This is a genomic window from Anabaena sp. CCY 9613 (assembly GCF_963920895.1).
Lineage (GTDB): Bacteria > Cyanobacteriota > Cyanobacteriia > Cyanobacteriales > Nostocaceae > Cyanocohniella.
Genome location: NZ_CAWUDE010000023.1, coordinates 56,665 through 68,514, shown reverse-complemented (window position 1 = coordinate 68,514; position 11,850 = coordinate 56,665). Strand labels below are relative to the sequence as shown.

Annotated in this window: 10 protein-coding genes; 4 read left to right on the top strand and 6 right to left on the bottom strand. The window is 40.7% G+C overall.

Features of this window, described 5'->3' with window-relative positions; translation table 11 throughout:
• Positions 1-937, bottom strand: a 937-nt coding sequence (locus ACM0OT_RS21385) for a DUF4351 domain-containing protein (RefSeq protein WP_414566406.1), incomplete at its 3' end; no start/stop codon positions are given.
• A gap of 563 nt (positions 938-1,500) precedes the next feature.
• Here ACM0OT_RS21385 and ACM0OT_RS21380 point away from each other — a divergent pair.
• The gene (locus ACM0OT_RS21380; protein WP_414566405.1) at positions 1,501-2,457 is read left to right on the top strand and encodes a cysteine desulfurase family protein; all 957 of its coding nucleotides are present in this window, start codon (positions 1,501-1,503) and stop codon (positions 2,455-2,457) included.
• 33 nt (positions 2,458-2,490) lie between these two features.
• Here the strand turns inward: ACM0OT_RS21380 and ACM0OT_RS21375 are convergent, their stop codons facing one another.
• Positions 2,491-3,093 (bottom strand): Uma2 family endonuclease, encoded by a 603-nt coding sequence (locus ACM0OT_RS21375; RefSeq protein ID WP_414566404.1) that lies wholly within the window; start codon positions 3,091-3,093, stop codon positions 2,491-2,493.
• A gap of 125 nt (positions 3,094-3,218) precedes the next feature.
• Positions 3,219-4,337, bottom strand: a complete 1,119-nt coding sequence (locus ACM0OT_RS21370) for a ferrochelatase (protein ID WP_414566403.1) — start codon at positions 4,335-4,337, stop codon at positions 3,219-3,221.
• 377 nt (positions 4,338-4,714) lie between these two features.
• Here ACM0OT_RS21370 and ACM0OT_RS21365 point away from each other — a divergent pair, with 377 nt between their 5' ends.
• Positions 4,715-5,287 carry a hypothetical protein gene (locus ACM0OT_RS21365; protein WP_414566402.1) on the top strand — a complete coding sequence of 191 codons (573 nt, stop codon included), beginning with the start codon at positions 4,715-4,717 and terminating at the stop codon, positions 5,285-5,287.
• 139 nt (positions 5,288-5,426) lie between these two features.
• On the top strand, positions 5,427-6,695 hold the full coding sequence (locus ACM0OT_RS21360) for an MFS transporter (RefSeq protein WP_414566401.1): 1,269 nt from the start codon (positions 5,427-5,429) through the stop codon (positions 6,693-6,695).
• Positions 6,696-6,980: 285 nt separating this feature from the next.
• Here ACM0OT_RS21360 and ACM0OT_RS21355 read toward each other — a convergent pair whose 3' ends face one another.
• Positions 6,981-7,817, bottom strand: coding sequence for an Rpn family recombination-promoting nuclease/putative transposase (locus ACM0OT_RS21355; RefSeq protein ID WP_414566400.1), 837 nt, complete (start codon positions 7,815-7,817; stop codon positions 6,981-6,983).
• Between the two features lie 178 nt (positions 7,818-7,995).
• Here ACM0OT_RS21355 and ilvB point away from each other — a divergent pair, with 178 nt between their 5' ends.
• Positions 7,996-9,891 (top strand): biosynthetic-type acetolactate synthase large subunit, encoded by a 1,896-nt coding sequence (gene ilvB / locus ACM0OT_RS21350; RefSeq protein WP_414566399.1) that lies wholly within the window; start codon positions 7,996-7,998, stop codon positions 9,889-9,891.
• A gap of 295 nt (positions 9,892-10,186) precedes the next feature.
• Here the strand turns inward: ilvB and ACM0OT_RS21345 are convergent, their stop codons facing one another.
• Together ACM0OT_RS21345 and ACM0OT_RS21340 are read right to left on the bottom strand one after the other, a co-directional pair.
• Complete coding sequence (locus ACM0OT_RS21345) at positions 10,187-10,921, bottom strand: HNH endonuclease (protein ID WP_414566398.1); 735 nt, start codon at positions 10,919-10,921, stop codon at positions 10,187-10,189.
• A complete protein-coding gene (locus ACM0OT_RS21340) occupies positions 10,914-11,831 on the bottom strand; it encodes a Dam family site-specific DNA-(adenine-N6)-methyltransferase (RefSeq protein ID WP_414566397.1) in 918 nt (305 codons plus the stop codon). The genes ACM0OT_RS21345 and ACM0OT_RS21340 overlap by 8 nt, the downstream gene beginning before the upstream one ends.
• Between the last annotated feature and the right edge of the window lie 19 nt (positions 11,832-11,850).

The following is an 11,850-nucleotide window of genomic DNA, read 5'->3' as shown; positions in this document are numbered from 1 at the left end:
ACTTTAGATTCTTCTGATTCCTTGTGTCAAGCCTGATTGAGATGCTCTTACCCTGTTCTCCTAGATTTTCTAATTGTTCAATAGATAATCCTTGAATGCGCTCTATTAATGTTTGATTAATTTCCCCAATCCGGCGATTGAGTAAACGTATAATTAAACGTTGTTCTCCCTCTTGTCTTCCTTCCTGTCTTCCTTCCTGTCTTCCCTCTTGTATTCCTTCTTGTCTTCCCTCTTGTTTGGCTTGTTCTCTGTCTCTTTGATAAAGTGGTTCTAAGCGCATGATTAACTCCCTATCATCTGTTTCTAATTCTTGATTTACTTTCAAGTTTTGGCGCAGGTTATAAACTAATTCGAGGGTTGCTTTCTGGTATGGATGATTTAATGGTAACGCTTGCAATTCCAGAATTGCTTGTGACTGCACGTTTCCTCTACCTAAAAGCCTCAACCATAATGTTTCCGGTGTTTGTGGTAGTTGATGTATGGCGACAATTGCTGTCCGCAGTGCATCTGGGAGAAAATGTACTCCTGATAACCAATCTTGTTTTTGCATAGTTCCAAAGCTAGATAATCTAGTTTCAGAGACTGTGGGAGTCAGAACCCACAGTTGGGGAATTTCTGAGTCTTGAAGTTTAGTTTTATTGGTTTTAGCTTCTCGTCGTAGTGAAGCTTTGACTTCTAATAATTTTAGAATACAATCACATATTTCATCAGCAGAAGCTGGATTTCGGAATGGTTCTATGATTGCTAGATTTTCGGCAAATCTTCCTAGTAAACCCAGGATTTGTAAGTTAGATTTTTGCTGTTGATTCGGGGTGAATAAAACATCTATTTCTTTTATTTCTCCTGAGACTTTTTCTGAGGCTTTGACTTCTCCATAATCTTTTAGTAGTTCTTCTAGATAGTCTTTGGCAAATTTGTCATGTATGAACCGTGTCATCTAATTTGAATCTTATGAGTGATGTAGGGGCGGGTTTACCCGCATCATCGTGAATAATTGAGAATATTTGTGAACCAGCCCCTACTAAAATCTAAAATTGGTTGAGTTGTAAATCAAGTTTTGCAACTCAAAAATTAAGTTTACAAGTCGTAAACTTAATTTACAAGTCGTAAATCAATGTGAGAACTCGTAATTAATTTCTTGGCTTATATACCAATATTTTTGATGTGTAACCGTGTTATTATGCCAAAATTCGGTAGTGCGATCGCAACTAAAAGAGCAGCGATATTTATGATCGCTCTTGACACTCAAAACACTCTTTAGGCAAATTAGGGTTTTTAGCTCTACTAAAACCTTATTGGCAGATCATATTAAAGCTAGAGGATAATAGAGAATACACAACAAGCAATTGAGCAACTCAAACAAAAACGAGTGTTTGATGTTCCTAGTATTTCCCAGTTGTATTTGCATAATTCTCATGAATACGAGAATATCAAATCATACCTAAGAATGTTAGATTATTTACGATTACTAATTTTAGAATATTTAACTTTTCAGTAAAAGTGTTCCTTTTCGCTCAACACAAGTCGCTCGATTGCCATATTTCTCAAGAAAATACTCCTGCCAAAATAATTGTTTCCCCAGTGGAACACAAAGCCGTTTTAGATACCTGCAAAGAATTAGCTAAAAAAGGACTAGCGGAAATTATTTGGTTAAAAGTCAATCAACAAGCGCAAATTGATTTAGAACATTTAGAAAAAGTCTGCTGTGAAGGTGCGGCTTTACTCTGTGTGATGGCTGCAAATAACGAAGTCGGGACGATTTACCCAATCCAAAAAATTGGCGCGATCGCATCATCCTACAATATCCCTTTTTTATGCGACGCATCCCAAGCCGTCGGGAAAATTCCCCTCAACTTTCAAGATTGGGGTATCACCTATCTAGCTATTTCTGGACATAAATTTTATGCACCCAAAGGCGTTGGTGCGTTAGTAGTGAAAAACGGTATTCATCTTGAACCAATAATTTACGGTGGTGGACATCAACAGGGAATGCGATCGGGTACACTCAATGTCCCCGGAATCGTCGGTTTAGGGGAAGCTTGCAGATTGAGACAATTGGAGATGGAAAGCGATGAAAAGGCGATACCTACGGTGGGCTGCGCCTACGCCCAACTGCGAGATACACTGCAAAACCTACTGCAAGCTGCAATTCCTGATTTAGTGGTGAATGGAGACTTAAACAACCGTTTATCAGGTAACTTACATATTTCTATTCCTGACGTTCCTAATAGTGCCATTATTGCTAGAGTTCGCCACCAATTAGCTATTTCTACGGGTGCTGCTTGTTCGTCAGGCGTTGTTGCACCATCTCACGTTTTACAATCTATGAATCTTGCAGAAAATATGATTGAGGGAGCATTAAGAATTGGTGTTGGTAAATTTACAACCAAAGCCGAAATAGAAAAGGCATCCTCTCTAATAATTAGTGCAGTCAATGATATTCATCAAATGCTTTAAAATGATTTTGTACAAATTAGCAATGTTAATATTTCAACTCCAAACCTCGGTTAAATCCAACACAAACCCAGGCAAAACATCTTCCCCTGATAAACTGACAGGATGAGCTAAAACTTCCACATCTCTACCTGGACGATAAATTTCCACTCGTTGATTTTGTCGGTCAATCAACCAACCTAAACAAGCACCATTTTCTATATATTCCCTCATCTTGGCTTGCAACTTTTCTAGAGAGTCCGTTTTAGAACGTAGTTCCAGCACAAAATCAGGACAAATAGGCGCAAAACTTTCCTGTTGTTCTAAAGTAAGAGCATTCCATTTTTCTTGACGTACCCAGGCTGCATCAGGAGAGCGATTAGCACCATTAGGAAGATGAAAACCTGTTGAAGAATCAAAGGCTTCCCCTAATTTAGTTTGACGGTTCCACAACCACAGTTGTCCAGCGATATCAAAATTTCTTTTTCCGGTAAAACTTCCGGTAGGTGGCATAATAATTAACTCACCCGTAGCACTTCGTTCTAATTGTAAGTCTCGGTTAGCGAGTGCCAGATCCACAAATTGCTCGTGGGAAACGTTCAGGGTGAGCGTGTTGGGGATATTGACGGCAATAGCTGGAAATAAGTCAGTTGGTGTCATCAGTCCGTCCTGAAACTAATACTTGTGAAGACTGTTGGACCCAAATCTTCTAGTTACTTTCAGGTTAGCAACTAAATTTAAACCAAGGGGATAATAAAGTAATTTATCCCCCTGGAATCTGTCACCTAATGATGGTGATGGTGATGGTGATTTCCCGCCAACTGGGGATTAACCGCCATAGCTTCCTGATTCATTAACTCACCAATGTGAGCATTTGCCCACTCAGCAGCCATCTCCAGAAATTCTGGATTGTCGTTGACACAGGCCATTTGGACATAATTCACATCGGGATGCTTTTTCGCCAAAGCATGAATGATGTGGTGGACATCTAATAGGGTTTCGTGGTTTTCTGTAGCAAAACCAATGGGCATAAAGACGATAGCTTTTGCACCCAATTGAATCAAATTATTAGCGGCTTGCTCGGCATTTGGTAGTGTCCATTCAATTAAAGGTGTGTCGTGGTTCAGCCAACCCACCGAAATTAAGGGATAACGGTTAATTAATTTGTCGCGTACCAAATCGTATAGCGTTTGACTTTCGATAATTCCCGATGTGAATCCCTTGGCTTTGTGAGGACAGCCATGATTCATGAGGACAATGCCGATTTGAGAAGGGAGGTAATTTGCACGTAAGTCGGTGGTTATTTTTTCCTCAACTAAATTAGCCATCAAATCGATGTAAGCTGGCTCGTTGTAGAAAGAAGGAATATAACGCAGTCCTTTTACCCAATGTTCCTGTCCATCTGCCATCTCAGCTAAAGCATTATTCACTTGCTCAACGGCAATCCCACTAGTAAAGATGGAATCAACAACTAACAAGGGATAAATGAGGATTTTGTCAAAGCCTTGATTTTGAATTTCTACCAGAACTTGGTGCGGTAAATGGGGAGCGCAGAAGTTGAAAGCCTTGAATACTTGGATAGCATCGCCCCACTTGGCTTGTAAATTCTGTTCAATACCAGCGCGTTGCTGTTCAAAAATGGCGTTGTGTGGGGAGATAAAATCGTGATGGGTGTGTCCCCATTCATGGCGGTCAAATAAAGCCAAAAGCTTTGCTAAAGGGGGATAAATCCAGGTTGGCACTGGTGCAAATTTTGCCGTCAGTAGATTTAATGCTTGTTCGTTATAGTTGGCAAAATCTTCGTAGCTTTCGACTTCACCATAGCCCATGAGTAAGACAGCTACTCGGTTTTGACTCGGTAATTGCTCATGGATGTGTTGCTGTTTTTCTGGCGTGGCAACCACAATTAGTTCCTCAATATAAATCTATATAAACCAGAGTTAAAAGCAAAACGAGCTAGGTTATAGCTCCATTATTTCCCTGATTAGTAAAATATTATCCCATCCCCCTGGAAGGGATAACCACAAAATTAACAACAATATATCAAAAGACATACTAGAGTTATTACCAGATACTGAGTATTGGAAAATATTTTTTTTAGTATTCTGTATCCATTGCCTGATTTGTGTCATCAGGAAATTTTCATATATCCTAGAAGCAAGGGTGAGTAATTGAGTGGATTTTGGTTAGCACTTCATTTACTTTTAATTACTGAAATATAAGTATGATTAAATACAAAATATTTTATAGATAACTGCAAAATTGTGAGTACCTAAGAAGAATGAGTATCATCATTTGCCCGGGAATTCATGAACCAGACTTAACTAAAAGCTTTATTTTGGAGTGGTTAGATCCAGTCTTTGATAGTTTAAAGCGGCAAAACCAAGGCAGAGTACTGATTTATCCGGGTCACAGTTTATTAGCCTTATCATCACCTCACATTGTGCAGTTTTTAGGCGATCGCCTACAGCATGAGTTAAAATCGCCAGTGATATTTCTCAGCTTCAGTGCTGGCGTAGTCGGAGCAATAGGCGCGGCGTGTGCCTGGCAACTGTTAGGCGGTAATGTCAAAGCGTTTATTGCCATAGATGGCTGGGGAGTACCACTTTCAGGAAACTTTCCTATCCATCGGATGAGTCATGATTATTTCACTCATTGGAGTTCTTCTTTACTGGGTGGTGGGCATAATAATTTTTATGCAGAACCATCAGTAGACCATTTATCCATGTGGCGATCGCCCCAATCAGTAAAAGGTTGCTGGGTAGACTCATCTGTTGAGGTTTCTGCTTCACCAGTACGCCTGACTGCAAGTGAATTTTTGCATATTCTGGTAAACCGCTATGAAGAAAATTAGTCCGGAAAACAGAATTAATCAGTAGGTAGTAGGTAGTAGGGTGCAGGGGGAAGACATTAAACTTGTGTACCACCATCTTTCTCACTCATCCCAATCCCCATTGCCCCTGATCACCAGTCCCCAATCCCCAAGTATCTAAATGTTTCCCACTGAACCGGCTGCTATCAATAACGGGTTTAACTCACTACTAAAAAATCGTGGTTTTATGCTCCTGTGGATTGGGCAGTTGTGTTCCCAGTTGGGAGATAAAGTATTTTTCGTCTTAATGGTGGCACTGCTAGAGAACTACCCAGCACCCGCTGGACTAGCTCAAAACTCCATGTACTCAACTTTGATGCTGGCTTTTACATTACCGGCGATTTTGTTCGGTTCTGCGGGTGGTATTTTTGTAGATCGCTTTTCTAAAAAGCTGGTTTTAACTGGCTCTAATTACATTCAAACTGTATTAATGCTGTTCATAGCATTTTTGCCCAGGGACTTTTTCATGTTGTTGGTGCTGACTTTTGGTATTTCCACCTTGGCCCAGTTTTTTGCTCCGGCTCAACAGGCGGCTATCCCAGTTTTAGTCCGACGAGATAATTTTATGGCAGCCAATGCGGTGTACAGCAGTACAATGATGGGCGCATTAATTGTGGGTTTTGCCATTGGAGAACCAATATTAAGTTTGTCAAAAACTTGGCTAGGATCAGAATATGGTCAAGAACTGGTAGTTGGTGGACTATACCTGTTGTCGGGATTGGCTGTACAACCGATTAACTTTGGCAATGAAAACAAATTCACTGGTGATGAACAGCGTGCGGTAATTCATCCTTGGGCTGACTTTAAATCAGGCTTGAACTATCTCACCAAAAATCGTCTGGTATTAAATGCCATGCTGCAACTCACCACTTTATATTGTGTGTTTGCCTCTTTAATGGTGCTGACCATTAGATTAGCCGCCGATTTTGGTTTAAAAGAAAAACAATTTGGCTTCTTCTTGGCAGCAGCTGGTGTGGGTATGGTATTAGGTGCAGCAATTTTGGGTCACTGGGGTGATAAATTTCATCACAAGCCCCTACCTTTAATTGGCTTCTTAATTATGTCTTTAGTTTTAGGGGTGTTCACTTTCACCCATAATCTAGGGCTGGCTTTAGGACTATCGGCATTTTTGGGTGTAGGTGCGGCGCTAATTGGCGTACCCATGCAGACTTTAATTCAACAGCAAACACCCCCCACTATGCACGGTAAGGTTTTTGGCTTTCAAAATCATGTCGTCAATATTGCTTTATCTGTACCATTAGCTATCACTGGCCCATTAACTGATTTTTTGGGCTTACGCGTTGTCTTGATCGGCATGAGTATAGTAGTTGCAGGTGTGGGTATTTGGACATGGAAAAACACCCGGCGAGTTCTACAAGATGTGATTTAGTAAAAATTACTTGTTGACAAGCTGGTGAAGACAATGATCAAGCCAATGTATTGATGCCAAAAAAGTCTTATCTATCGGCAAATTTGTGAATGTATTTTTGTGATTGGCAAAGCGATCGCTAAGGAATCTAACAAATAATTTTAATTATTGCCAGAATTTAGTAATAGATAGGAGAGTAGGCGATCGCGCTGGTCTTGCACCCTTATTGTCGTCCTTTATACGATAATTTGCTGATAAATCACTAAATGAACCCCAAAAATCCCTAGTTTGCTTGGGGTTAAGTTTCTACTTATTAGCTAACCATGCCTGCAAATCTAATAAGCTGGTAAAGTCCAATAAAGCCTCACCCAGATTTTCTAATTGTTCCAAATTCAGAGCTTCTACCTGTTCGCGTATCTCTGGGGGTAACTCTCCTAACTTGCGAGTGAGTAGACGCAAAACCAGTCTTCGTTCCCCTTCTTGTCGCCCTTCTTGTCGCCCGCGTTGTTCGCCTTCTTCGAGAATTTCTTGGTAAATTACTGACTCGCGCATCATACCCTCCCGAAATAGTCTTTTAATCAAATCCTTTTTAAATTTTAACCCCGCCAAGATTTGGGTGTAGGCGGAAATTTCCGGTCGTTGTGTTGTCTGGACTTGGTTAACTCTCTGCACAATTTGTTCTAGCAAAATTTGGGGTTGATTAGTAGCTGTTAATGGTGCTAGGGGTAATAAGGCTAAATCTTGGAGAAAAGGTTCGGGGTTTTCTTCCCACATCCGAATTACTTGATATTCGTGATGGGTGTTTTCTAGTGTAAAGGCTGTAACAATTTCGCTTTCATCTTTGGGAGGAAGCAACAATACTACCACTTGTGTGATTGGTAAACGATATAACCGATACAACCGCACCCAATAATCTAGCATTCGCAGAGGTAGGGGTGGTGTGGATTCTAATTTGGTTTGAAATTCTAAGTGTAAAATCCTGCCTTGTAGTTGTAAAAAGGTGACGTAATCGGCGCGGATGGGTTCAATACTCAATTCGGTTTTCAGGACTGTAGCAACTGTTTGCGGTGTCCCTAATACCCAACTGGCAAATCTTTCTGGATGTTTTTCTGATAACAGCTTGCAGAGATTGTCAAAGGACATTGCTCATAGATACCTATCTTATGACATGAACTATCGAACTCATGTTTAAATCATCATAATTCCTGGGTTGTGTGCATCTTTGTATTTTTATTTGATGATTTGATGGAAGTTTTCCATTAAAATGAAGTATCGACTACAAAATTTACGCGTTAACTTAGCTATCGCCTGAGGTTTGACCGTGACCGTGCGCTTGCCATCCCTAACTAGTCTTCCACAAACCGAGAATCATCAGTCTGCTGTCACTAAATCGCCAGTAGTTGCGCCCAAGCGGGCAACTGGTGGTTTTGCCTTGCTTGACAGTCTTTTACGCCATGAAGTTGAGTACATTTTTGGTTATCCTGGTGGAGCAATCCTGCCAATTTATGATGACCTGTACAAAGTGGAAGCAACTGGTGCTATCAAGCACATTTTAGTGCGGCACGAACAAGGTGCAGCCCATGCCGCAGATGGCTATGCCCGTGCTACAGGCAAAGTAGGAGTATGTTTTGGTACTTCTGGACCTGGGGCAACTAATTTAGTGACAGGTATTGCCACAGCCTACATGGACTCAATTCCCATGATTGTGGTTACAGGACAGGTACCACGGGCAGCAATTGGTACGGATGCGTTTCAAGAAACCGATATTTATGGCATTACCCTACCAGTAGTTAAACACTCCTATGTAGTCCGTGATCCGGCTGACATGGCACGGATTGTAGCTGAAGCTTTCCATATTGCTAGCACCGGTAGACCAGGGCCAGTGTTGATTGATGTCCCCAAAGATGTAGCTTTAGAAGAATGTGACTATGTACCCGTAGAACCTGGAACTGTGAAACTACGAGGGTATCGTCCCACAGTCAAGGGAAATCCCCGACAGATTAATGGGGCAATCCAGTTAATTCGTGAAAGTCGGCGACCATTATTGTATGTTGGTGGTGGTGCGATCGCCTCAGGTGCCCATGAAGAAATTAAAGCCCTGGCTGAGTTATTTAACATTCCAGTCACTACAACATTGATGGGTATTGGTGCTTTTGACGAACATCATCCCCTAGCATTGGGTATGTTGGGAATGCACGGTACAGCTTACGCCAACTTTGCCGTCACTGATTGCGATTTGCTAATCTGCGTTGGTGCTAGATTTGATGATCGGGTAACTGGCAAGTTAGATGAATTTGCTTCCCACGCTAAAGTAATCCACATTGATATTGACCCGGCAGAAGTCGGCAAAAATCGGGTTCCCGAAGTGCCCATAGTTGGTGATGTGCGGAACGTTTTAACTGATTTATTGCGTCGCTGTCAAGAATCAGGTATCAAAAACATCCCCAATAAAAATCAAGAATGGTTGAATTTAATTAACCGTTGGCGGCAAGATTATCCTCTAGAAGTGCCGCATCATGCTGATAGCATTTCGCCGCAAGAAGTGATTGTCGAAATTAGTCGCCAAGCACCCCACGCGTTTTACACTACAGACGTGGGTCAACACCAAATGTGGGCAGCACAATTCCTCAAAAATGGCCCCAGACGTTGGATTTCTAGTGCTGGTTTAGGAACAATGGGTTTTGGTGTGCCTGCGGCTATGGGTGCTAAGGTAGCCTTCCCGGATGAAGAAGTCATTTGTATTAGTGGTGATGCCAGTTTCCAAATGTGTTTACAAGAGTTAGGCACACTTGCACAATATGGCATTAATGTCAAGACAGTAATTATGAACAACGGTTGGCAGGGAATGGTGCGCCAGTGGCAGCAAGCCTTTTATGGCGAGCGTTACTCCTGCTCAAACATGGAAGTAGGGATGCCAGACATAGAGTTTTTAACCAAAGCCTATGGCATTAAGGGTATGGTAATCCGCAGTCGGGATCAATTAAACGATGCGATCGCCGAAATGCTAGCACATAATGGCCCAGTCGTTGTTGATGTCCGTGTCACCAAAGACGAAAACTGCTACCCAATGGTAGCCCCAGGCAAAAACAACGCTCAAATGATTGGTTTACCCAAGCAGTTACCAAAAGCCTCGGTAGAACCAGTTGCTTGCAGCCATTGTGGGACAACAAATGCTCCCACACACAACTTTTGCTCTGAGTGTGGCAATAAGTTATAAAGGCTGGGAAATTAGCTCAATTTAACCGCACTTTTAAGCAGAGGATTTGTTTCTCTGCTTTTTTGTGAAATTAGACAATCTACAACCGATTCTTAGTCGATATAAGTAGCTAGATGCAATTAAATATAAAATAAATTTTTATTCGTAGTGAGCGATTTATCGCTCTCTTGCAAAGTCTTCAAAGGCTAGAGCCGCTGACTATGAGTTTTTATTTTCTTAAGCCTTTGTACTTAACAAGTATAGAAAAATAAGGTACTTGCTATTGATAAATATGTGCTGTGTGTCAACGAAATAATTAGCTATCGCTATCTCGCATAACTTCTTTTTCAATGATTACCTTAATAAAATCGGGGATTTCTTGATCTAAACCGACAGCCTGTTGCTTTAATTTTTCATAAGTTGCAATATCATCTCCTTCCCAAATAAGGTCTACTCTTCTGATTTGTTTCATTGCAATATGAGTATAGTTTTCTGGATACGCCCAATAACAAGATAAGCATATAGATTTATCCTTGATGCTATTCCAGTTTTGACAATGCTCACATGACCAGGATTTTGCCCGGTTAGCAGAACCACAAAGCAGCATAAAATTTTCGGTTTCTAGTTCTGGTTCCCCGTCAACTTCAAAAGGTACACGGTGATCTATCTGTAATTCACGTTTATCAACTTTTTCCAAGTAAATAAAACACTTACAACCGTATTTTTTAATCAATTCATCTTTTAACTGCTTTGATAAGCCTGTCCTACCCGCTAATCTCGAAAACCTAGCCTTAGCAGTATCACCAAATTTATAAGCAGCTATTTTTCTTCCATCAGTTCCTGTGACGCGAAAAGTGTCTAAGGGAATTCCATGCTCTCGAACATCTCTAGCTGCCCTGGGGGGATGATTATAGCCATACCTCTGTTTTAGTTCTTCTGTAGTTACAAAGCCATATTCCAGGATGTGGTCAATAACAGCTTTTGGCCTTTTGGCTGTTACTAATTGACAAAGTTTTACAAATTCATCCGGGAGCTGTTGAGAATTATGCATGACACTCCACAACAGTAAACTGCTTTTGTGCCTTGCTAACATAGTTGTCTAAATTGGAGGCGTACTTATTCAGCAAAGCTGATGACAAGTACAATGATTCTACTGTAATTTCTTTTTTACCCAAAAGAGTTGCTTGGGATGAGCGCCCCACTTGAATTTCAATTTTCTTGAGACCTAAAGATCTGGGCAATTCATTACCGAAAGTTTTGTTTCCTCTTTTGCCATCGTAACTAACTGCAAACGCTATCCCTTTTCGATTTAATCCTTCGAGAGATAGTACAAAATCTTCAAAGTTAATTCCAGCGAAATATCTCGAATCTCTCTGACCACATACGCCCTGATAGGGAGGATCTATGTAGACAAAATCACTGTTTACAACTTCAGATAAAACATCCCTATAATCAAGCCGTGTAAATATACAGTTACCCTTTAGAAGTTTAGAGACTCCTTCTATATTTTTTCTCATTTTTTCAGGCTGCGTTCCTTTTCTCCTTTTATCTGGACTTTGATTAAAGAGTCCATCAGAGTTATAGCGAACCGCGCCTTTTACACATCTAGCTAGTAAATATAGAAAAAGACTAGGCTTATTAGTGCGATTAAATTTTTCTCTAATTTGATAGTAGTGTCCTACAGAATCATCATGTTGTTCGTTCCATATATATGTGTATAAATCTGCTATTTCATCTGGATTTTCCACTATCAACTCTAGTAAATCAACTAAAGGTTTGTTTAAATCATTAATCCAAAAAACTTGAGAAATTTGTCTTGCAGAAGCAGCAACACTAATTGCAGCAGTCCCAGCAAATGGTTCCACTAACCTGTTAACTTTATTAGGTATAAACTTGAGGATTTCTGAGGACAGGTTTCTCTTACTTCCTTGATACTGAATTGGGTGCGGAAGACAAGCCATTTTAACTGAACACAAATTA